Origin of the sequence: Aliarcobacter sp. (genome assembly GCF_041672065.1) — a bacterium.
GTDB classification, from domain to species: domain Bacteria; phylum Campylobacterota; class Campylobacteria; order Campylobacterales; family Arcobacteraceae; genus Aliarcobacter; species Aliarcobacter skirrowii.
The window spans coordinates 12,799-34,331 of record NZ_JBAZAH010000005.1; the positions used below are offsets into that span (position 1 = coordinate 12,799).

The 21,533-nt window shown below is 27.1% G+C and carries 22 protein-coding genes and 1 tRNA gene; 11 read left to right on the forward strand and 12 right to left on the reverse strand.

All coding sequences use genetic code 11. The annotated features are described in order from the left end of the window. Positions 1–8 precede the first annotated feature (8 nt). The gene (locus WC168_RS01480) at positions 9–1,100 is read left to right on the forward strand and encodes a DUF475 domain-containing protein (protein ID WP_066351625.1); all 1,092 of its coding nucleotides are present in this window, start codon (positions 9–11) and stop codon (positions 1,098–1,100) included. A gap of 9 nt (positions 1,101–1,109) precedes the next feature. On the opposite strand, the gene radA is transcribed toward WC168_RS01480, so the two are convergent. Then, on the reverse strand, positions 1,110–2,459 hold the full coding sequence (gene radA / locus WC168_RS01485) for a DNA repair protein RadA (protein ID WP_066161388.1): 1,350 nt from the start codon (positions 2,457–2,459) through the stop codon (positions 1,110–1,112). Positions 2,460–2,573: 114 nt separating this feature from the next. Here radA and WC168_RS01490 point away from each other — a divergent pair, with 114 nt between their 5' ends. Next, positions 2,574–3,134, forward strand: a complete 561-nt coding sequence (locus WC168_RS01490; protein WP_066161389.1) for a YqiA/YcfP family alpha/beta fold hydrolase — start codon at positions 2,574–2,576, stop codon at positions 3,132–3,134. A gap of 7 nt (positions 3,135–3,141) precedes the next feature. Here the strand turns inward: WC168_RS01490 and WC168_RS01495 are convergent, their stop codons facing one another. The 3 genes from WC168_RS01495 to WC168_RS01505 are packed head-to-tail and all read right to left on the reverse strand — an operon-like array spanning position 3,142 to position 5,505. Beyond that, positions 3,142–4,026, reverse strand: coding sequence for a hypothetical protein (locus WC168_RS01495; protein WP_319087250.1), 885 nt, complete (start codon positions 4,024–4,026; stop codon positions 3,142–3,144). Positions 4,027–4,037: 11 nt separating this feature from the next. Next, the gene (gene ftsY / locus WC168_RS01500) at positions 4,038–4,964 is read right to left on the reverse strand and encodes a signal recognition particle-docking protein FtsY (RefSeq protein WP_066161391.1); all 927 of its coding nucleotides are present in this window, start codon (positions 4,962–4,964) and stop codon (positions 4,038–4,040) included. A 1-nt stretch (position 4,965) separates the two neighbouring features. Beyond that, the gene (locus WC168_RS01505) at positions 4,966–5,505 is read right to left on the reverse strand and encodes a TlpA disulfide reductase family protein (protein ID WP_066161392.1); all 540 of its coding nucleotides are present in this window, start codon (positions 5,503–5,505) and stop codon (positions 4,966–4,968) included. A 59-nt stretch (positions 5,506–5,564) separates the two neighbouring features. On the opposite strand from WC168_RS01505, the gene WC168_RS01510 reads away from it, so the two are divergent. From WC168_RS01510 to WC168_RS01525, 4 genes are read left to right on the forward strand one after another with little or no spacing between them, the layout of a single operon-like run. After that, complete coding sequence (locus WC168_RS01510) at positions 5,565–6,101, forward strand: 5-formyltetrahydrofolate cyclo-ligase (RefSeq protein WP_066161393.1); 537 nt, start codon at positions 5,565–5,567, stop codon at positions 6,099–6,101. Positions 6,102–6,107: 6 nt separating this feature from the next. After that, positions 6,108–7,652 (forward strand): ribonuclease Y, encoded by a 1,545-nt coding sequence (gene rny / locus WC168_RS01515; RefSeq protein WP_066161394.1) that lies wholly within the window; start codon positions 6,108–6,110, stop codon positions 7,650–7,652. Positions 7,653–7,671: 19 nt separating this feature from the next. After that, complete coding sequence (gene rsmD / locus WC168_RS01520; protein WP_066161395.1) at positions 7,672–8,265, forward strand: 16S rRNA (guanine(966)-N(2))-methyltransferase RsmD; 594 nt, start codon at positions 7,672–7,674, stop codon at positions 8,263–8,265. Further along, positions 8,265–9,065: an ABC transporter permease gene (locus WC168_RS01525; RefSeq protein ID WP_066356126.1), complete on the forward strand. Its 801-nt coding sequence runs from the start codon at positions 8,265–8,267 to the stop codon at positions 9,063–9,065. The genes rsmD and WC168_RS01525 overlap by 1 nt, the downstream gene beginning before the upstream one ends. Here the strand turns inward: WC168_RS01525 and WC168_RS01530 are convergent. Further along, on the reverse strand, positions 9,062–9,883 hold the full coding sequence (locus tag WC168_RS01530) for an SDR family NAD(P)-dependent oxidoreductase (protein ID WP_372617150.1): 822 nt from the start codon (positions 9,881–9,883) through the stop codon (positions 9,062–9,064). The genes WC168_RS01525 and WC168_RS01530 overlap by 4 nt on opposite strands. Before the next feature lie 54 nt (positions 9,884–9,937). Here WC168_RS01530 and WC168_RS01535 point away from each other — a divergent pair, with 54 nt between their 5' ends. Further along, a complete protein-coding gene (locus tag WC168_RS01535; protein ID WP_319087244.1) occupies positions 9,938–10,714 on the forward strand; it encodes a TIGR02757 family protein in 777 nt (258 codons plus the stop codon). Here WC168_RS01535 and WC168_RS01540 read toward each other — a convergent pair. The 3 genes from WC168_RS01540 to WC168_RS01550 all read right to left on the reverse strand — a co-directional run bounded on the left by WC168_RS01540 (position 10,715) and on the right by WC168_RS01550 (position 11,821). Further along, a tRNA-Leu gene (locus tag WC168_RS01540) sits at positions 10,715–10,798 on the reverse strand. A 69-nt stretch (positions 10,799–10,867) separates the two neighbouring features. Beyond that, positions 10,868–11,143, reverse strand: coding sequence for an HU family DNA-binding protein (locus WC168_RS01545; RefSeq protein ID WP_279134244.1), 276 nt, complete (start codon positions 11,141–11,143; stop codon positions 10,868–10,870). Positions 11,144–11,242: 99 nt separating this feature from the next. After that, positions 11,243–11,821, reverse strand: coding sequence for a class II aldolase and adducin N-terminal domain-containing protein (locus WC168_RS01550; RefSeq protein ID WP_066161519.1), 579 nt, complete (start codon positions 11,819–11,821; stop codon positions 11,243–11,245). A gap of 56 nt (positions 11,822–11,877) precedes the next feature. On the opposite strand from WC168_RS01550, the gene rsmH reads away from it, so the two are divergent. Both rsmH and WC168_RS01560 read left to right on the forward strand, forming a co-directional pair. Then, positions 11,878–12,783: a 16S rRNA (cytosine(1402)-N(4))-methyltransferase RsmH gene (rsmH, locus tag WC168_RS01555; RefSeq protein ID WP_066407569.1), complete on the forward strand. Its 906-nt coding sequence runs from the start codon at positions 11,878–11,880 to the stop codon at positions 12,781–12,783. Then, entirely contained in the window at positions 12,776–13,030 is a 255-nt protein-coding gene (locus WC168_RS01560; protein ID WP_066161517.1) for a hypothetical protein, read from the forward strand. Before rsmH ends, WC168_RS01560 begins: the two co-directional genes overlap by 8 nt. On the opposite strand, the gene WC168_RS01565 is transcribed toward WC168_RS01560, so the two are convergent. Next, a complete protein-coding gene (locus WC168_RS01565; RefSeq protein ID WP_372617154.1) occupies positions 13,031–14,332 on the reverse strand; it encodes an SH3 domain-containing protein in 1,302 nt (433 codons plus the stop codon). A 77-nt stretch (positions 14,333–14,409) separates the two neighbouring features. Here WC168_RS01565 and WC168_RS01570 point away from each other — a divergent pair, with 77 nt between their 5' ends. Continuing rightward, on the forward strand, positions 14,410–14,808 hold the full coding sequence (locus tag WC168_RS01570; RefSeq protein ID WP_066161515.1) for a hypothetical protein: 399 nt from the start codon (positions 14,410–14,412) through the stop codon (positions 14,806–14,808). Between the two features lie 17 nt (positions 14,809–14,825). Here the strand turns inward: WC168_RS01570 and WC168_RS01575 are convergent, their stop codons facing one another. The 3 genes from WC168_RS01575 to mltG form a co-directional block, all read right to left on the reverse strand. After that, positions 14,826–15,107, reverse strand: coding sequence for a cytochrome c (locus WC168_RS01575; protein WP_372617156.1), 282 nt, complete (start codon positions 15,105–15,107; stop codon positions 14,826–14,828). Positions 15,108–15,239: 132 nt separating this feature from the next. Then, positions 15,240–17,432, reverse strand: a complete 2,193-nt coding sequence (locus WC168_RS01580; RefSeq protein ID WP_372617158.1) for an NADP-dependent isocitrate dehydrogenase — start codon at positions 17,430–17,432, stop codon at positions 15,240–15,242. 117 nt (positions 17,433–17,549) lie between these two features. Beyond that, the gene (gene mltG / locus WC168_RS01585; RefSeq protein WP_119184236.1) at positions 17,550–18,563 is read right to left on the reverse strand and encodes an endolytic transglycosylase MltG; all 1,014 of its coding nucleotides are present in this window, start codon (positions 18,561–18,563) and stop codon (positions 17,550–17,552) included. A gap of 34 nt (positions 18,564–18,597) precedes the next feature. On the opposite strand from mltG, the gene WC168_RS01590 reads away from it, so the two are divergent. Further along, the gene (locus tag WC168_RS01590) at positions 18,598–21,525 is read left to right on the forward strand and encodes an AsmA-like C-terminal domain-containing protein (RefSeq protein ID WP_372617160.1); all 2,928 of its coding nucleotides are present in this window, start codon (positions 18,598–18,600) and stop codon (positions 21,523–21,525) included. Positions 21,526–21,533: the final 8 nt, after the last annotated feature.

Consider the following 21,533-nt stretch of genomic DNA (forward strand, 5'->3'; position numbering starts at 1 on the left):
GAATAAGTTTGAAACAAAAACCTATAATTTCATATTTTTATGGTCTTTTTGCAGTTTGGTTTGTAGCTTCTGTATTATTGTATTTGTATGGTGGTTTTTTTGCACTTTATCAAGGTACTATTTTATCAGTTTTGGAGCTTAGTCTATCTTTTGATAATGCAGTTGTAAATGCAACAATTTTAGCAACAATGGCAGTTGTTTGGAGAAAAAGATTTCTTATTTGGGGTATGATTATTGCTGTTTTTGGTGTTAGATTTGTATTTCCTATTTTAATTGTATATTTCTCAACTTCAATGGGACTTCTTGACTCTTTTAATTTAGCAATTAATAATCCAAGTGAGTATGAAAAAATAATTCAAAGCTCTCATCATATAATTATGTCTTTTGGTGGAATGTTCCTTTTAATGCTATTTTTAAAGTTTATTTTTGATGAGAATAAAGATGTTCATTGGATTAAATATATTGAAAATATTGCTGTTAAGTTATCAAAAGTAGGTGATATTAAAGCTTTGTTTGTTATGTTTTTAATGTTAGCAATTACCTATATAGCTCCAAATGAAGTTGTTATGGGAGATAAGTTGGTAACTATAAATAAATTAGAGATTTTAGTTCCAATGATTGTAGGTGTTATTGCTTTTTATTTGCTTGAGCTTTTAAAAGGTTTTATAGAGTTAAAAAGTGGAAATCATAAAAATAGTGACACTAAAGTTACAGAGTTAAGTGGTGGATTTATATCATTTATGTATTTAGAGATGATAGATATGAGCTTTTCACTTGATGGTGTTTTAGGGGCTTTTGCTATTACTCAAAATGTTGTAATTATTATGCTTGGACTTGGAGTTGGAGCAATGGCTGTAAGAAGCCTTACAATTTATATGGTAGAAAAAGAGGTTGTTGCTAAATATATCTATTTAGAACATGGAGCTATGTGGTCAATTGGACTTCTATCTTTATCTATGTTGATACAGATTTTTTATCATCTACCACCAATGCTAATTACAACTTTTGCAATAGTTCCAATATCTTTAGCATTTATACACTCAATTTATAAAAATAAACAGTTTATTTTAGACAATGAAAATAGTACTAGCGACAAATAGAGTCGCTAGTTAAAATAACTCTATCATCTTAGATACTTCATCAACTGCAAACACTTTTATACCAAGATCTTGTTTTATTTTTTGAGCAACAACAGCTTTTTTAATTCCTTGAGCACTTGCCTCTTTTAGTCTTATATCCAAAGAGTAAACATCTTTTATCTCACCTGTTAAACTAACCTCTCCAATAAATACAGACTCTTTTGAAATAGGTCGATTTCTAAATGAGCTAATAATTGATGCAATTACAGCTAAATCAGCACTGCTCTCTTTTATTTTTATTCCACCACTAATATTTACAAAAACATCATAGTTGTTTAGTGGTAAATCTAGTTTTTTCTCTAAAAGTGCCAAAAGCATAGTAAGTCTATTTGCATCAAATCCTGTTGCACTTCTTTTTGGATTTGGATAAGTACTCTCTGTTACAAGTGCTTGAACTTCAAGAATAATTGCACGACTTCCCTCCATAGAGACTGTTAAGCTTGAACCACTTTGGCTCTTATTTTTATCAAAAAATTTACTAGCAATATCTTTAGCACTTATAAGTCCCTCAGCAGTCATTTCAAAAATTCCAATTTCACTTGTACTTCCAAATCTATTTTTAAAACCTCGAAGCATCCTAAGCTCTCTGCTAGCTTCTCCTTCAAAATATAAAACAGTATCAACCATATGCTCTAAAACCCTAGGTCCTGCAATACTTCCATCTTTTGTGATATGTCCAATTATAAACATAGCAATATTTGACTCTTTTGCTTTTCTCATAAGCTCAAAAGTAATCTCTCGAACCTGTGAAACACTTCCAGGGCTTGAGTTTAAAAGGCTTGAATATATTGTTTGAATAGAGTCAATTATGCATACTTCATAGTTTTCTCTTAGTAACTCATCCATAATCTCTTCAAGTTTTATTTCGCTAAGTAAAAATAGATTTTCACTATTTGCATCAAGTCTATTTGCTCTTAATTTTATCTGTCCAGCACTCTCTTCTCCCGATACATATAAAACTTTTTTACCACTTTTGGCAATACTTCCAGCTACTTTTAATAAAAGTGTTGATTTTCCAACTCCTGGACTTCCACCAATAAGTGTTAAACTTCCAGGAACAACTCCTCCTCCTAAAACCAAATCAAACTCATAGTTAAAAGATGAAAATCTTTCTACATCATCTTGTTTTATATCTGTAATTGGTCTTGCTTTTGAAGCTTCACTGCTTACTTTAATAGTCTGCTTTAAGACCTCTTGTTGATCTGCATTGAGTTCTAAAAAACTATCCCATGAGTCACAATTTGGACATTTTCCAAGCCATTTGCTAGATTGTTCACCACAATGTTGACACTCAAATAGTGTATTTTTTTTCTTTGCCATAAAAAACCTTTTAAAATTTGAGTGATTCTATCGAAAATATTTTAAAAAGAGTAAAAATATTGCAAAGTGTAATCTTATTCTTAGTACAATTTATAAATTTTTTTAAGGTTTAATATGATTTTATATCTTCATGGTTTTTCAAGTTCAGGTTTTGGGAAAAAAGCTTTAGAGTTTAAAGAGTATTTTAAAGATGATTTAATACATCCTTCACTTCCTACTATTCCAAAATTAGCAATTAATAATTTAGAGCAAATAATTGAAGTTTTTTTAAAATTAAATCAAAATGTTCATTTAATTGGTTCATCTTTGGGTGGGTATTATGCACTATATTTAGCAAATAAGTATAGTTTAAAAGCTGTTTTAATAAATCCAGCAATAAAACCTCTAAATACTTTAAGTCGCTATGAAGGTGCAAACTATATAAAAAACTATTTTGATGATTCAAAGTTTGAATTTACTAAAGAGCATATAAACTCTTTAAAAGATTATGAAGTAAAAGAGCTTAAAAATCCTAAAAATATATTTACTCTTTTGCAAAGTGGTGATGAAGTTTTGGATTATAAAATTGCAGAAAATATTTTAAAAAATACAAATTTGATAGTAGAAGAGGGTGGTAATCACTCTTTTGAAAATATAGATAAATATTTTCAAAAGATAGAGAGTTTTTTAGAGTAAAATCTTATTAAAAGTTTATTTTCATTCTATAGTATCTTGGAAAAATTCCTTTTATACTCTCATCAATTTCAAGAGGAAAAACATTTTGAATCTGCTCTTTTATCATGTCGTAGTTATAGATACTACCATCTACAAAGATTAACTCCTCATATCCACCATTTTTTAAGATAGTTACTCTAATATTTACATGCTTACCTTTTTCTAAAGCAGAAGAGGGGATATTCTTTTTGATATTTTCATAAACCCTATTTCTAAAGTTAGTAAATAGTTCACCTGATTTTTTTACATCAATACTATTTTCATCTCTTTTGTAGTTTTTAGGAACTTTTTTTTGTTCTTCATTTTCTGTTATATTAAAAGATATCTCATTCTCTTTGCTCTTTTGTTCTTGAGTGTTTTCACTTAACTTTGTTTCTTCAACAACTTCAGCTTTTTCTTCTGATATTTGAGTTATATTCTTCTCTTCTAAAGAGTTAATATCATTAGTATTAGATTCTTCTTGATTTAACTCTTCTTCGCTTAAACTCTCTTTTTCTAACTTTTCTAAATTCTCTTTAGCTGATATATCTTCATTTCTAATTGATAATATTTTTTCTCTTGAGTAGTTTAGGTAGTTGTTATTTGAATTTAACTCTTCAATATTATGTATATTTTGAATATTTCTTAGCTCAATTTTTTCTTGACTTTGAATATCTGTAAATAAAGACTCTTTTATCTCTTCATATAGATTTTTAAAAAATCTATTCTCTTTTGAAACGGCAGTTGTAACAGGCTCTTTTGTTTCATTGTTATCTTTAAAAACAAAAAAATAGATTGCATAAATAACTACTAAAATTAAAGATACTAGTAGTAAATCTTCAAAAAACCCCTTAACTCTTTTTTGTTTTTTCATAACTTTCCCCCTTATTCTTCTTTTAAATATATCTCATCAAGTAAACTATCAACAAATGAATCAGGACTAAATTCAATTAAATCATCCTCTTTCTCTCCAATTCCTATATAAAAAATTGGAAGTTCTAGTTGATTTGATATTGAAAATAGTGCTCCACCTTTTGCTGTTCCATCAAGTTTTGTAACAATAATCCCATCAACTTTTACCATCTCATTAAAAGCTTTTGCTTGAGCTATTGCACTGTTTCCTTGTGTTCCATCAAGAATCATGATTTTTAAGAATGGTTTATTATTCAAAGCTTTTTCACAAATTCTAACTATTTTTTTCAACTCATTGTTTAGATTTGTTTGAGTTTGAAGTCTTCCTGCTGTATCAATTATTACATTATCAATATCTCTTGAGATTGCTGAATTTATTGTATCAAATGCAACAGCACTTGAATCGTGACCTTGTTTTGTTTTGATTATTGGAATATCAAGTCTGTTTGCCCAAGAGCTTAATTGCTCAATTGCAGCTGCTCTAAATGTATCTCCAGCTCCTAAAATAACACTTTGCCCACTTTTTTTAAGCCTATTAGCAAGTTTAGCAATAGTTGTAGTTTTACCAGCTCCATTAACTCCAATTATAAGTCTTACAAAAGGTTTTTCAAATTTTGTAAAATCAACATCAACACTATGCTCAAAAAGCATTACAAGTCTATGTCTTAACTCTCTTCTTGAAATCATTGAAGGAAGTCCATTCATAGCCTTTTCAATAATCTCATACTCAACATCAGCTTCTATTAAAAGCTCTTCAATATCTTCAAAACTAATCTTCTCTTTTTTTTGTGGAACAATAGTTTTTATAGATGAAAAAGTTTTATCTAAAGCTTTAGATAAAAAGTTTTTATTTTCAGCTTCAGTGGAACTATTTTTATCTTTTTTTAAAAATCCAAACATCTTATCTCTCTAATAATTTTTTAATTTTAATATCTAACATCTCTGTTGGAGATATCCCTGTAATTGTCTCAAATATATTACCCTCTTTATCCAAAATAAAAAGTTTTGGAATTGCTTTTATTCCACCTAACTCTTTTGCTAGTTCAATTCCATTTGAAGAGTTTGTAATAGGATGGTTTATATCATACTTTGTAATAAATTGAAGAAGCTCTTCATCTGATTTTAAATCTTCAAGTAAAATTCCAACTATAATTATATCATTTTGAAATATATCTTGTAGTTTTACTAAATTTGAAAATTGAGCCTTACAAGCTGGGCACCATGTAGTAAAGAAGTTTAAAAGAACTATCTTATTGTCACTATTTTCTAATAAAATTTTATTATCTTTTAGAGTTATATTAATTGTAGAGTTATCTGTAGTTTTTAAAGAGTATTTTTTAAACTCTTCAACTTTTTTTATCTCCTCTTTTGGTTTATTCTCGCATGCTGTAAAAAATATTGATATAAAAATTATAAAAATAGATAAAATTTTAAACTTCATTTCAATTCCTTTAGGTAAAATTGTTAATTAGGTAGTGATTTTACCTAAGAGAGGCTTAAATGATAACAAATCAAAAGAGCAGTTTTAGAAAGTTGTGTTTAAAAAGATTAAAATCTATTGCGCAAAGTTCAAGGTACTCAAAAAGTAAATTAGTTGTTAATAATTTAAAAAAAATTATCAAAAAATATAATGCAAACAATATAATGCTCTATTTGCCTTTAGATTTAGAGGTAGATATTAAGCCTTTAATTCAAGAGCTAAGAATGAATAGAAAAAATATTTATGTACCTTATATGTTTGAAGATAGCTTTAAAATTGTAAAGTATAGATTACCTTTAAATAAAAAAAGCTTCAACATAAAAGAGCCAAACAATTCATTTATAAAACCACCAAAAATAGATTTGGCAGTTGTTCCAATAGTTGGTGTTGATAAACTTAATAAAAGAATCGGTTTTGGAAAAGGGATGTATGATAGATTTTTTGATAGATTAGATTATAAACCTACAATAATATTTACTCAATTAGTACTTTGTAAAAGTGAAGAGATTTTAAGTGATAATTACGATATAAAAGCAGATTATATAATTACGGGATAGGTTAAAATGGAGAGTATAATATTAGCAATAGTTGTAGCTTTTTTAAGTTCTGCAATTACTGTTTTTGTTGTTAGAAAAATACATAAAGCAAAGTTTGAAGTATTTATTGAACAAGCAAAAGCAAAAGCAAGAATAATTGAGCATGAAGCTGAAGTTGCACTAAAAGACGCTCAGCTAAAAGCAAAGTTTGAGTGTGATAGGGAGTTTAAAAATGCTAGAAAAGAGTATGAGAATATGCTCTTTAAGATAGAGAAAAAAGAGAAAGATTTAAATGAACATTTAGAGAGTGAATTAAAAGCTATAAAAAGAGAAAAAGAGCAGATTGAAGAGAATAATAGAAAAATTAGAACTCTAAAAGATGGTTTAGAAGAGCAAAAAAAGGCTTATGAACAAAAAACTTTAGAAGCTATGAAGATCTTAGAAAATGGTTCTGGTCTTACAAAAAGTGAAGCAAAAGAGTTGATGTTAAAAAAAGTTGAAGAGGATTCACGAGCTACAATATCTTCAATATTTAGAAAAAAATATAAACTTGCTGAGCAAAACTCAAAACAGGAGATTAATAATATTTTGTCTCAAGCAGTTACTAGATATGCAGGAGAGTTTGCAGCAGAGAGACTTATAAATAATATTCCTTTAAATGATGAAGAGACAAAAGGAAAGATTATTGGAAAAGAGGGTAGAAATATAAAAGCATTAGAGATGCTTTTAGGTGTTGATATTATTATAGATGATACTCCAAATACAATTACGGTTTCATCTTTTAATCTATACAGACGTGCCATTGCTACAAGAACAATTCAAGAGCTACTTGAAGATGGAAGAATTCAACCAGCAAGAATTGAAGAAATTTACAAAAAAGTAAAAGCTGAATTTGATAAAAATATTCAAAAAGAGGGTGAAGATGTTGTTATGGAACTTGGAATTAAATCTATGCATCCTGAACTTATCAAACTTGTTGGAAGATTAAGATATAGAGCAAGTTATGGACAAAATGCACTTGCACATACACTAGAAGTTGCTCATTTAGCAGGTCTTATTGCTGCACAAATGGGTGGAGATGCAATACTTGCAAGAAGAGCTGGACTTATGCATGATATTGGAAAAGCTTTAACTCATGAAGCTCCTGGAAGTCATGTTGATTTAGGTGCTGATATTTGTAAAAGATATGGAGAGTGTGAAACTGTGATAAATGCAATTTATGCTCATCATGGTCATGAAGAGCCAATAAATGTTGAAAGTGCAGCTGTTTGTGCAGCTGATGCTTTAAGTGCTGCAAGACCAGGGGCAAGAAGAGAAGTTTTAGAGAGCTTCTTAAAACGAGTTGAAGAGATTGAAAATATAACTACAAGTAAAATTGGTGTTACAAATGCTTATGCTATTAATGCTGGACGAGAAGTGCGAGTTATAGTAAATGCAAATCTTGTAAATGATGATGAGGCAGTTTTATTGGCAACTGAGATAGCAAAAGAGATTGAAGAGAAAGTTCAATATCCAGGTGAAATAAAAATAAATGTAATAAGAGAGTTAAGAGCTGAAAGTTACGCTAGATAATCTTATAAAAGGCAAAAATATGAAAGAAGCAAAACCAACAACAAAAATTATAGCAGGTGCTTACAAAGGAAAAATTTTAGATTTACCATCTCTTGATGTTACAAGAAGTTCAAAAGCTGTTTTAAAAGAGTCAGTTTTTAATGTTTTACAATTTGATATTATTGATAAAATATTTATAGAGTCATTCGCTGGAAGTGGTTCTATTGGTCTTGAAGCTATTAGTAGAGGTGCAAAAAGAGCTTATTTTATAGAACTTGATAAGAACTCTTACTCAATTTTATTAAAAAATTGTAAAAAAGTTGATATTGAAAAGTGTCAAACAATCCAAGGAAATGCCTTTGTTCAAACACCTTTAATTTTAGACTTTTTAAAAAATTCTAAAGATGAGATAGTTTTATATGTTGATCCACCTTTTGACTATAGAGATGGAATGAATGATATTTATGATAAATCTTTTAGAATGATTGAAAATATAGAGTCAGATAATATTTTTAAAATCATAATTGAGCATGAGTCAAAACTTGAAGTTCCAAAGATTCTAGGAAAATTTAGTTTAGAAAAAACTAGAAAATTTGGCAAAAGTTCACTATCTTATTATAGTTATACTATTTGATGTTTAGATTTGCCTTTATTTTGTTGGTAACTGTTAGTTTGGCAATGTTTATTTTGCCAATTTTTTATACAGTTTCACCTTATGAGTTAAATCCACAAAAGATTCTTTTAGCCCCTAGCTTTGAACATATAATGGGAACAGATAGATTAGGAAGAGATGTTTTTGCTAGGGTTTTGCAAGGTGGTCAAACTTCACTGATTATTGGATTTTTAGCTGCTAGTTTTTCATCTTTTTTAGGACTTATTGTTGGAATAACTGCAGGTTATTTTAAAGGAAATGTTGATAAAGCAGTTACAATTATAATTGATCTATTTTTAACTTTTCCAACATTCTTTTTGCTTTTAGCATTAGTTTCATATATTGAAGCAAACACTCTTATTTTAATTGTTGTTATTTCAATAACGGGTTGGATGGGTATGTCAAGAATGATAAGAAGTGAGAGTTTTGCACTATCAAATAAACCATTTATAAAGATTCTAAAAGTATCAAGTGTGAGTAAAACAAAAATTATCTTAAAATATTTTGCTCCACTTTTAGCGCCTATTTTTTTAATCTCTTTTTCCTTTGGAGTTGCTGGTTCAATTTTAGCAGAATCAGGGCTTTCTTTTTTGGGACTTGGAATTAATCCACCACAAATGAGCTGGGGAAGTTTGTTAAGTGATGGAAAAACTGTAATAGATATTGCTTGGTGGGTTAGTTTTTTTCCTGGATTTATGATATTTATTATAACTTTTTGTCTAATTCAAATAAGTGATTATCTGCAAAATATAGCAAATAAGAAAGAGCTTGTAAAAAATTAGATTTTTACAAGCAATTTATCAAGCCAAGATGTACTTAGAACTCTCTTTGCAAAACCTAATATATATGTAGCTTTTGTTACATAGTATCTTGGTTTTGGATTAGGAGAGTTTAAAATTTTTAAAACAACTTTTGCAACGCTTATTGGTGGAAGTGTAAAAGCTCCTTTATCATCACTACTTTCAAGTCTTGCTTTTAGTTCACTCTCATAAGAGTTTTTCCAGAAACTACTTTTTATATCAATTTTTTCTTTAAAATTTTTTAAAGAGTTTTCTCTAAATTTTGAAGTAACGGATCCAGTATTTATTGTGCTTACATAAATATTACTATTTAAAGTTTCAAGTCTTAAAGTATCACACAATCCTTCAATTGCATATTTACTAGCATTATAAGCTCCTCTAAATCTTAAAGAGATAATTCCCAAAACTGAGCTGTGTTGAATAATTTTTCCATATCCTTGAGTTCTAAATATCTTCATAGCTTGAGTTGTAATCTCATGAAGTCCAAAAAAGTTTGTATCAAAAAGCTCTTTTAAATCATCAGTTTTTATATCTTCAATAGCCCCTGGAATTGCAAAACCAGCATTATTAAAAACAGAATCAAGTTTTTTATCCTCTTTTAAAATTTCATTTAAAGCAAAACTTATTTCATCTTTTTTTGTAACATCAATCTTAAAAGTTTTAAAACCTAAATTTTTTAAAATCTCTACATCTTTTTCGCATCTTGCACTTGCGTAAACTTTAATATTGTTGTTTTTTAAAAATAGTGCAGTTTCAAGTCCAATACCACTTGAACAACCTGTAATTAGTATATTTTTCATAAGATTCCTAATAAAATTTTGGCTATTATACCCAAAACTAATTTTGGAATTTAAATGACACAAAAAGATATAGAATTAAAAGAGCTTTTAGATATTGAAGTTAATGCTAGAAATAATATTTTTGAAGTAAGCTATGAAAAGCCAGATCCATTAATTGTTGCAAAAAGACAAAAATGTCACTATTCTATTTTGCTTTGTGCTTTGTTTGCTTATGGAAATGCAAAATTAATAGTTAAATTTTTAGATAGTTTAGATTTTTCGCTTCTTGATAAAAGTGATGAAATTATAGAAAAAGAGTTAAAAAATCACTACTATAGATTTCAAAATAGCTCTGATGTGATAGCTGTATTTAAAACTTTTAAAAGATTAAAAGATAAAACTAATTTAGAAGAGTTATTTTATAAAGCTTATAAAAATGAAAATAGTGTTTTAGAGGGTATTGATTTTGTTATAAAAAATATTAAAGAGGAGTCAAACTACTCATCTGCTGGATTTGATTTTTTAGTTGGAAATAGTTTTAAAAGAGATAAAAATGGAAATATAAAAGAGTCAAATTCTCCATATAAAAGATGGAATATGTATCTTAGATGGATGGTAAGAGATGATAATATAGATCTTGGGCTTTGGAAAAATATAGATAAAAAAGATTTGATTTTACCTTTAGATACTCATACTTTTAAAGTTTCACAAAAATTAGGACTTCTAAAAAACAAGACATATAATCTAAAATCAGCTTTAGAAATAACAAAAAAATTAAAAGAGTTTGAAGCAAATGATCCTATAAAATATGATTTCGCAATTTATAGATTAGGTCAAGAGAAGATTTTTTAGTGGTACCAGTGGTCGGACTCGAACCGACACGCCTTACGGCAAAAGATTTTGAATCTTCCAAGTCTACCATTCCATCACACTGGCATAATTTTAAAATTAAAAAAGAGTTTATCTAAGATAGATAAACTCTTTTACACTATAAAATAAGCGAACTTATTTTGCAACTGCTTCTTTTAAAGCTTTTCCAACTTTAAATTTAGCAACAGTTGTTGCAGGTACATTTACAGTTTTGTCTGTTCCTGGAACTTTTGCAACTCTAGCAGCTCTTGCAGCTGTAGTAAATGTTCCAAATCCTATAAAGCTTACAGAATCTTTTTTAACTAAAGCTTCTGTTATAGTTTCTAAAGCTGCATCAACTGCACCTTTTGCATCTTTTTTAGATAATCCCGCTTTTGCAGCAACTGCATCAATAAATTCAGCTTTGTTCATAGGGTAACTCCTCATATAAATTAAAATTTTAAAACTTTATTCTATTTAAACTTTAAGTTTCCTAAAATTATTATCAATTCGATGTTTTTATATAAAAAACTACTTAAAGCTACTTTTGATACTCAAAAGTCTGCAAGAATTCTCTAGTATAGCTACCTTTTTAACAAGTTCATGAATATTTCTATCATAAATATAAACCCCAATCCCTTTTATAACTAAAAGATTATGTTCTGTTTTTTTTATCTCTTTTGTTATTTCAAGTGCACTTCTTTTGCTCCATGTTTTTAAATCTCCAGGATTGTATATCCCAAGTTCTCCAAAAACCATTTTCCCAATATAATCTTCAAAAACAATATTATCATGAACCAATGTATAAGCAGTTGTATAAATAGGAGTTGCAAATGCAATATATTTTGCTTCATGAATATTTGTATAAATTGTTGAGTGAGTATATGAATCAAGACTTGCTATATTCCACCTATAGTCAACTTTATTCATATTTAAAGTACAAAATGATTTTTCATCAAGGTTATCAAACACTGCATCTTTTGAATTTATTACAAAGTGATCAAAATCTAATTTTGCAGATATTGCTCCTTGATATATCCCAAAAAAGTTTTTTGTAAACATTGATAGTGATAATTCTGATAGAAGTTTTATAGTATCTTGATTTAACATCTTATGCCTTAAATTATTTTTTGGTATCATACACCATTTTTAATAAAAGGATTAAATTGCAAGAAATTCCACATATTCCAGTTTTGTATAATGAGGTCTTGGATGCTTTTAAAACTATAAATGATGGATTTATAATAGATTGTACAACAGGCTATGCAGGACATAGTAGTGGATTATTAAAGCAAAACGACAATATTAAATTGATTTGTAATGATCAAGATATAGAGGCTTTAGAATTTTCAAAAATAAGATTAAAAGAGTTTGAAAAAAGAGTTGAGTTTAGTTTTTCAAATTTTGAAAATGTAATATCAAATTTTAAAGAGTATCCAATAAAAGGTGTTTTAGCAGATATTGGTGTATCTTCTTTACAGTTAGATAAGCTTGAAAGAGGCTTCTCTTTTAACTCTGAAAATCTTGATATGAGGATGAATCAATCTCAAAATTTAGATGCTTCAGCTGTTGTAAATAGTTATTCACAACTACAATTGGAAAATATATTAAGAGAATATGGAGAGATTAAAGAGTATAAAAAAATTGCTAATTTGATTGTTTCAAATAGACCATATTATAGCTCAAAAGAGCTTTCTGAATTTTTTTATAAAAAACTTCCAAAAGGAAAAATTCATCCAGCAACACTTATTTTTCAGGCAATAAGAATTGAGGTAAATGATGAGATTGGTGTTTTAACAAGACTTTTTGACTCTATTGAAAAAGCAAAATTTAAAAATTGTATAGTTGCTATCATATCTTTTCATTCACTAGAAGATAGAGTTGTTAAAAATTACTTTAAAAAATGGAGTCAAAGTTGTATTTGTCCAGCAGCAGTATTTAGATGCGAATGTGGAAATAATAACTCTTTAGGAAAAGTAATAACTAAAAAACCAATTGTTGCAAGCTTTGAAGAGATAAAACAAAATCCTAGAAGTAGAAGTGCAAAATTAAGGATATTTAAATTTGATTAGTTTAAATAGTAAAAACTCTTTAAAAATAGCATATTTGATATTTTTTTTATCAATACTAATATTTTTTCCAAGAATTTATGTAAAAAATAATATCTACTATACAAGCAAGGATATAAATAGACTTTATGCACATTATGTAGCATTAAAAGAGGAGAATAGCTTTTTAAGTATGCAACTAGAAGAGTTAAAATTTAAAAATCAAGTTCTTGATTCAATGATTGTAAATCCTCTATTTGATGAAGAGTAACTAAAAAATAGTTACTCCTAAAACTCTACTTAAAATACTATTTTCACTATCATACTCTTCTAGCTCTTTTCCAATTTCAAGAGTAGATATTACAGTTTTTCCAACTATTTGTCTCTTTTCATTATTATCTTTATCTTTTAGTTTTATACTCCAAATATTGTGAACTAAAAGTGGTTCACCATCTAAATTTCCAATATAAAGCATTATATGCCCTTGAAGATATACTAAAGTTGAGAATGGTTTTGCACTATTTTTTATAAATCTTTTTTTCTCTTCGTTTGATTTATCACTCAAATCAATATACTCTCCAAATGAAGTTTGAGCCTTTGAGTTTCTTGCAATTAATTTTCCAAAAATAGAAAAGTAGTCTTGAGTGAAACTAGAGCAATCTCTGTTTGTTAAAAGTCCACCCCAACCATAAGGCTCATTTAAAAACTCTTTTAATACTATTACTCTATTTTCTAAATTAAATTCAAGTGGAAAAGAGCTAATATAATCATCTTTTATATCTATAAAATCGATTCTTGCATTCATAAATCTATCTTTTGTTGCTATTAAATATCTATTCTCTTTTTTAGGAAAAATTGTGCTAGCTTTTATATATTCAATAAAATTTGGATTGTAAATTGCAAAATCTTCTTTTATAGTAATAAAATAGTTTTCATTTTTAAACTCATTTATAAATTTATCATCAACAAAAGCAATATCATCTATTTTAACCCAACCATAAACAAATCCTGATTCAATAAAAGCCCAAGCTCTGTCTTTTGAAAGATGAGAAACCATTAATGGAGAGTTTATTTTTAGAAGTGAATTTTGATTATAATCAAATGGAAAACCTTCTCCTAGAGTTTCTGGATTTTTAAATATAGGTGATATTGTAGGAAAAACTCTTATATTTGTATTTTTTATTGTTATTGCTTTTTTATTTAGAGTATTAAACTCTTCAAAATTTGAATTAATCTTCTCTTTTTCTAGCCATTCTGAGTCTATTTTAGAGAAGTTTTCTAAATATCTTGTAACATCTTTGATTGAAAATCCCCATAAAGCATCCTCTTTAGAGATACTTATATTATCTTGTTCCCAAACTAAAAAATATTTTTTTAAAAACTCTTTGCTCTCTTTTTCTTGATCAATTGCACTATTTTTTGCTTTTTTTGATAGTGATAAAAGTTCAATATCCTCAAGCTCAAAAATTGTTTGAGTCACTTTTTTATCACTAAAAATATAGAATAGAATAGATGCTAAAGCAATAAAAACTAATAAAATTTTCACTCTTTTACTAAAAAAACTTTTAATCATAAAACTACCTTTTTTATTTTATTTTACCATTTATAAAGTTATTTCAATATAATAGAGCTTTTAAAAAGAGGTGGGTTTTGTATAAGTTATCTATAAATAAAGATTTATTTGAAAAAATATATTTAAAAAAAGAGAAAACAGTAGTTAAACCAGCAACAACTTACTGGAAAAAAGAGTTGTTTAATCCAAAAATAATTGATGATGCAATTTTTTATGAAATAAAAGATATAAAAAAATTGTTATTACAAAACAGTTTAGGTGAAGATAAGCCACAAATTGTAATTGAGTGTAATAAGCTAGAGTATAAAAAAGATGATAATGTTTTTTTATTTCATTTAGGAAAGATTTTGGAGCAAAAAAATATAGAAAATATTGAAGATGACAAAGATATTATTATAAAAAACTTGTTAAAAGAGAGAGAAGATTTAAAAAAATTATTAGAAGAGTTAAAATATATAGGATTAAAAAATAGCTAGATAACTAGCTATTTTTATTATTTTATAATTATATCTGCAATCTCTTTCATTGTAGCTTCATCCATTCCTTTTACTTGAGGAATCATTAAAGCTTTTTGTGCTCCACCATAAGTTCCATTTTGATAACCTTTTAAAGCAGCTATAAAATCCTCTTTTGTCATATCTTTAATGATTTTAGATTTTCCACCTGGAGCTACTTTTTCTCCATTTGCACCATGACATACCGCACATTTTGCATAAGGATTTGCAAATGCAAATGTTGCTGCTAGAATTGTTGAAACTATAACTATTTTTTTCATTTTTTCCCTTTTTTATGAAGTAATAAATTATAGATTAAAGAAAATTAAAATTTGTTGATTTTTGTCAAGAAATATTTAAAAAATAGATTAAGAGTAAAATAATTCAAGAGAAAACTCTCTTGAATTAAAAAATTATCCAATAATTTTGTTTAAAGTTGCAGAAGGTCTCATAACTTTTGAAGTTAATTCATCATCAAATAGGTAGTAACCACCTGTATTTGCTGGTTTTCCTTGAACTTCAGTAAGCTCTTTTAAAATTTGAGCTTCATTTTCATTCATTGCTTTTGCAATTGGAGTAAATTCAGCTTTTAATTCAGCATCATCATTCTGTTTTGCTAACTCATCTGCCCAGTACATTGCAAGATAGAAATGACTTCCTCTATTATCAATGCTTCCAATTTTTCTAGCAGGTGATTTATCGTTGATTAGGAAAGTTCCAGTAGCTTTATCTAAAGTTTTTGCTAAAACAGCTGCTTTTTTATTATTTTGAGTATTTGCTAAATGATCAAATGAAGCAGCAAGTGCCATAAACTCACCTAAACTATCCCATCTTAAATAGTTCTCTTCTTGAAGTTGTTGAACATGTTTAGGAGCAGATCCACCAGCTCCTGTTTCAAACAGTCCTCCACCATTCATAAGTGGAACAATTGATAACATTTTAGCACTTGTTCCAAGCTCTAAAATTGGGAATAGATCTGTATTATAATCTCTAAATACATTTCCAGTAACAGAAATTGTATCAAGACCTTTTCTCATTCTATCAAGAGAGTATTGCATAGCATCATCAGGAGATTTGATAGAGATTTCAAGACCAGTTAAATCATAATCTTTTAAGTATTTTTCAACTTTTTCAATCATTTTAGCATCATGACCTCTATTTTTATCTAACCAGAATACTGCTGGAGTATTTGATAATCTTGCTCTATTAACTGCTAGTTTTACCCAGTCTTTAATTGGTTCATCTTTAGCTTGGCACATTCTAAAGATATCACCATTATCAACATCAAAACTAAATACAGTCTCACCAGCCTTATTTGTTACAACTATTTTACCATCAGCTTTTGCTTGGAAAGTTTTATCGTGACTTCCATACTCTTCAGCTTTTTTAGCCATTAATCCAACATTTGGAACTGAACCCATAGTTTTTGGATCAAGTGCTCCATTTTTCTTACAATCATCAATTATAACTTGATAAGTTGTAGCATAACATCTATCAGGAATCATAGCTAAAGTATCTTCTTCTTTATCCTCTTTATTCCACATTTTTCCACCACCTCTAATCATAGCAGGCATAGATGCATCAATAATAACATCAGATGGAACATGTAAATTTGTGATACCTTTTGCAGAGTTTACCATAGCAAGTCTTGGTTGAGAAGCATACACTGCATCAATATCAGCTAAAATTTGTGCTCTAGTTGCATCATCAACTTGGTCAAGTTTTGAGTATAAATCACCTAAACCGTTGTTAAAGTTTACGCCAATTTTTTCAAAAGTTGCGCTATGTTTTGCAATTAAATCTTTGAAATATACTTTTACTGCAAATCCAAACATAATTGGATCAGAAACTTTCATCATTGTAGCTTTTAAGTGAAGTGATAATAAAACATCTCTTTTTTTAGCTTCATCAATTCCTTTTTGATAGAACTCTTGTAAAGATTTTGCAGAAAGTTTAGTTGCGTCAACAACTTCTCCTTTTTCAAGTGGTAAAGATGCTTTTAAAACAGTCTCTTTTCCATCTTTTCCAACAAAAGAAATTTTAAAGTTATCTTCTTTGTCTAGGATTGTTGAAACTTCTGTTCCATAAAAATCATCAGCATTCATATGAGCAACATCAGTTTTAGAATCTTTTGCCCAAACACCCATTTTGTGTGGATTATTTTTTGCATAGTTTTTTACAGCACTTGGAGCTCTTCTATCTGAATTTCCTTCTCTTAATACTGGATTTACAGCACTTCCTAATATTTTTGAGTATCTTGCATTTACTTCTTCACTTGAGTCATAATCTGGAATGTTATAACCTTTTGATTGAAGTTCAGCAATAGCTGCTTTTAATTGAGGGATTGATGCAGAGATATTTGGTAGTTTAATAATATTTGCATCTGGATTTTGAGTCATATCACCAAGCTCAGCTAAAGCATCACCAATTTTTTGCTCAGGTTTTAAGTTTTCAGGGAAAGCTGCGATAATTCTTCCAGCTAGTGAAATATCTTTTTGAACCATTTGTATACCAGAACTTTTTGTAAAAGCTTGTACGATTGGTAAAAAAGAGTATGTTGCTAAAGCTGGTGCTTCATCAACTTTTGTGTAAATAATTTGTGCCATTTTTCCATCCTAATTTTTAAAATATATTTTGGGATTGTACTCTTTGTTTGGTTTAAAACTATTGAAATTGAATATTTAAGAAGATGCAAATATTTGATTGTTTCAAATATTCACATATTAATTTATATTATTAAAGAGATCTTTTATAGATGGAACTTTTTGTTTAGTTATATCATTTTTCATAATATCACTAGCCTCTTTATCTATATCTGTAGGATTTTCATTTATTTTTGAATAATTTTTTATAACTCCAATATTTGAATTTATGTTACTTTTATGGTCACTATATGTTGATGAAAATTTATGTAAACCAGTTGTCTTGTCTCTTACAAAATATAAATAGTTGCTTTTTACAGGAAATATTGCAGCTTTGATTGCATCTAAACTTACAGCACAAACTGGATTTTTAGGAATACCTCTATTTTTATAAGTATTATATGAACTATTATCCTCTTTTATTCTCATAGCAGTTACAATAGAGTTTGAATACTCACCATAATTTAAAGTTCCATCCATTTGAAGTGGCATTTTTCTTTTTAATCTATTATAAATTACACTTGAAACTATAGGCATTTCATTAATAGTTGCAGCCTCTTTTTGAATAATTGATGCTAAAGTTACATATTTATACCACTGCTCTTTATCATAAGTTCCAAAAATTTTATTTGAATACTCTTCATATTTTTGATTGGTATGTGATAGAAGATATAAAATAATCTCCTCTTCACTCATTCCTATTGGTAGAGAGTAAGTTTCTGCTAATATATTTCCATCTAACCTAAATGCGTATTTATTATATGTTTCATACAATTTTTTTTCATCTAGATTAAACTCACTAGCAATTTTTTTTATAAAAAAGTAATAAGTATCTCCAGGTATTAAAGTAATAGATTTTAAAGCAGCTTTAGATTTTAAAAGTTTGATTAAAAAATCCATTTTTGTAAGTTCATTAACTTTTAGGTCAATCCAGCCACTTTGAACATAACCAAAACGACTTAATATTATCTCATCTATCTTATTTAGTTCGTAAGAATTTTTATTTAAGTATGATATAATTGACTTTGTACTGCCTTGTGGAATATATAAAACCTTCGATGTAACTACTGGCATAGTAAGATAATAAAGTATCATAATAAAAGCAATAAGGATAATATTTACAGTGTTTATGAGTCTTAAAAAAGCATTAGTTCTACTTTTAATTTTTCCAATATTTTTAACATTTATGCTTTTATCTTCAGGTATATTTATCAACTCATTCTCACTTTTTGGTATTAAGATTTCGCAATTTTATATTAAGTTAGATAAAAAGCTTATATTAAAAGTTGATAATATTGAATATAAGTATATTTCAAGTAAAGCAGAAGACTCTTTTGAAGCTTCAAAAAAAGATTTAACAATTCTTCCAAAAATTATAACTCTGTTTAAAGAGATAGATATAAAAAACTTATCTATAAATAATAATAATTTTTCAATACTCTTTAAAAATAATAATCTTCACTTAGAGAATAATTTTTTATCTGTTTTAGTAAAAATAAGTGGTACAAAAAGTAAGATTTTTTTAGATCTTGAGAATCTATATTTAAAAGATTATCAAGTTAATTTTCAAGGTAGAGCAAATCTTGACTATTTTGATAAAGAGTTAAACTATAATGGTTTTATATATTTCAAAGATATGGTTTTAGAATCAAATATTGGAATTAAAGATGGACTTATGAAATTCTTTATAAATAGTAAGGAGTTTAGTAATTTACACTTTCTAAGAAAATATTTAGATTTACCTGAAGTTGCTAACTCTTGGTTGTATGACAATATAGATGGAAAATTTAAATTAGACTCATTTTATGGAGAGTATGATTTAAATAATCAAAATATGATTCTTGGCTCTTTGGAAGGCTTGCTTACAATAACTGATGCAAATATTAAGTTTCATAAAGATTTAGATGCTATTAAAGCAAAAAGATTAGATGCAAAATTTGAAGATGGTTTTTTAAAGATCTCATTAGTTGATGCTTTTTACAAGAGTAAAGAGCTAAAAAATAGTTTTGTTCAAATAAACAATATTGAAGATAGTAAAAAAGGTGAAGTATTAATAAATATTGAGACAAAAACTTCTTTAGATATGGAAATTTTAGATATTTTAAGTGCTTATCATATAAATTTACCACTTATTCAAAAAAGTGGAAAAACAGATGCAAAACTACTTTTAACTATTCCATATAACAGTGAAAAACAAATAGGAGTTAATGGTAATTTTGATCTTACCCCTTCAACTATTGCTATTGGAACTTTTGAGTTTAAAACTAATAACTCAAAAGTTATTTTGGATAATAATAAATTGTATATTAAAGATTCAAGATTTATCTATAAAGATATTGTTGATGCAAAAACAGATTTAATTTTTGACTTAAAAAATTTAAAAGCTGTTGGTGAAGTTGATATTAGAAAAATATATTTGGCTGTAAAAGATGATTCAATTATTGATTTAAAATCAAAAAAAAGTGATATTTCAATGGATTTTAAAGATAAAATAGAGATATCTTTGAAAGAGCTTGGTGTAGATATAAATTATGATGAAAAATTAAATATCAAAATTGATGATTTATCAAAATTTTACAACTATTCAACTATTTTAAAATCAAATTCTATAAAAGATGGAAATATTTTAATAAATATTTTTGATGAAAATAGAATACATTTTGAGGCAAATATTAGTGGACTGGAACTTCCTTTAAAAAAAGATGGTAAAAAAGTTGATTCATTGGAAGTTTATGCAGATATTATAAATAATAGTGTAAAAATCTCTTCAATAGATGAGAGCCTAAAATTAAATATTGATAAGTATATATCTATTTATTTAGACAGTTATGAAGTAGTAGTTGAAAATAGATCTTCAAAAGGTAAAAAAGATGGAATAAAAAATATTAAAGTAGATTTAAAAAACTCAATTCTTGATATATTTTCACAAAAATTTTATATAAAAAATGGAGAAGTTAAGATTGAAGATGATGAATCCATATTATTTAATGCATTAGTTGCAACTCCAAAACTTCCTATTATTTTACACAAAAATAAAAAAGAGGTAGATTATTTTGATATAAAAGGTAGATATAAAGATGATATTGTTGATATTTCAACTATAAATGATGATTTACTTTTTAATATTGATAAAAATAACTATACAATTTTTACAAAAGAGTATGAAATTTTTTACAATACGCCAAATAAAGATAAAAGTATTGAAGAAGATAGCGATAGTAAACTTGGAATTAAGTTATTTGTAAGTGGCGAAGATACAACTTTCATTTTAAATAATAAAAATAGAGTTATAGCTACAAAATATGAGTTAAATGTTGATGATAATAGAAAATTTATATATCTAGAAAATCAAGATATGAAATTTACATATAGTGAGGATAAAGAGGGTTATTTGGATATCTTTTTATATGATGCAAATAGTAGCTTTATAAATGCACTTTCAGATAAAAAAATTTTACAAAATGGTAGTATTGATATGTTTGCAAGTGGAACAATGCAAGATTTAAAAGGTGAACTTTTTGTTAAAGATAGTTTAATAAAAGATCTATCTTTGATAAATAACATTCTATTTTTTGTACAAACTTCTCCTGCTTTAATAAACCCTTTATTTGCTATACCATCAGCTTTAAATATAAATAATATTGGAAATTATAGTATTCAAAAGGGTAGAGTAGAGTTTTCTTATAGTAATAAAACAAATATTTTAGATTTGAAGAATATTAATGTTATTGGAAATGGAATGGATTTTGAAGGTAATGCTAAAATATTTTTAGATAATCACACTATAGATTCATCGTTAAATCTTATATTTATGAAAACATACTCAAATGTTGTAAATGTTTTACCTATTGTAAACTATATACTTCTTGGAGATAATAAAAGAGTTGAGAGTAAAATACATTTAAGTGGCGATTTAAGTGATCCAAAAATAGACTCAAACTTTTTAAAAGATAGTGTAAATGCTCCTGTTAATATTTTTAAAAGAGTTATTAATTCACCATTTGATATATTTAATAGTTTAATGAAAAAAGATGAAGAGAAAAAAGAAGATGAGTAGAGATTAAT

Coding starts and splice junctions, on each gene's coding strand:
- radA (WP_066161388.1), bottom strand. CDS start 2,459: ATGGCAAAGAAAAAAAATACACTATTTGAGTGTCAACATTGTGGTGAA.
- WC168_RS01490 (WP_066161389.1), top strand. CDS start 2,574: ATGATTTTATATCTTCATGGTTTTTCAAGTTCAGGTTTTGGGAAAAAA.
- WC168_RS01495 (WP_319087250.1), bottom strand. CDS start 4,026: ATGAAAAAACAAAAAAGAGTTAAGGGGTTTTTTGAAGATTTACTACTA.
- ftsY (WP_066161391.1), bottom strand. CDS start 4,964: ATGTTTGGATTTTTAAAAAAAGATAAAAATAGTTCCACTGAAGCTGAA.
- WC168_RS01505 (WP_066161392.1), bottom strand. CDS start 5,505: ATGAAGTTTAAAATTTTATCTATTTTTATAATTTTTATATCAATATTT.
- WC168_RS01510 (WP_066161393.1), top strand. CDS start 5,565: ATGATAACAAATCAAAAGAGCAGTTTTAGAAAGTTGTGTTTAAAAAGA.
- rny (WP_066161394.1), top strand. CDS start 6,108: ATGGAGAGTATAATATTAGCAATAGTTGTAGCTTTTTTAAGTTCTGCA.
- rsmD (WP_066161395.1), top strand. CDS start 7,672: ATGAAAGAAGCAAAACCAACAACAAAAATTATAGCAGGTGCTTACAAA.
- WC168_RS01525 (WP_066356126.1), top strand. CDS start 8,265: ATGTTTAGATTTGCCTTTATTTTGTTGGTAACTGTTAGTTTGGCAATG.
- WC168_RS01530 (WP_372617150.1), bottom strand. CDS start 9,883: ATGAAAAATATACTAATTACAGGTTGTTCAAGTGGTATTGGACTTGAA.
- WC168_RS01535 (WP_319087244.1), top strand. CDS start 9,938: ATGACACAAAAAGATATAGAATTAAAAGAGCTTTTAGATATTGAAGTT.
- WC168_RS01545 (WP_279134244.1), bottom strand. CDS start 11,143: ATGAACAAAGCTGAATTTATTGATGCAGTTGCTGCAAAAGCGGGATTA.
- WC168_RS01550 (WP_066161519.1), bottom strand. CDS start 11,821: ATGTTAAATCAAGATACTATAAAACTTCTATCAGAATTATCACTATCA.
- WC168_RS01565 (WP_372617154.1), bottom strand. CDS start 14,332: ATGATTAAAAGTTTTTTTAGTAAAAGAGTGAAAATTTTATTAGTTTTT.
- WC168_RS01575 (WP_372617156.1), bottom strand. CDS start 15,107: ATGAAAAAAATAGTTATAGTTTCAACAATTCTAGCAGCAACATTTGCA.
- WC168_RS01580 (WP_372617158.1), bottom strand. CDS start 17,432: ATGGCACAAATTATTTACACAAAAGTTGATGAAGCACCAGCTTTAGCA.
- mltG (WP_119184236.1), bottom strand. CDS start 18,563: ATGATACTTTATTATCTTACTATGCCAGTAGTTACATCGAAGGTTTTA.
- WC168_RS01590 (WP_372617160.1), top strand. CDS start 18,598: ATGAGTCTTAAAAAAGCATTAGTTCTACTTTTAATTTTTCCAATATTT.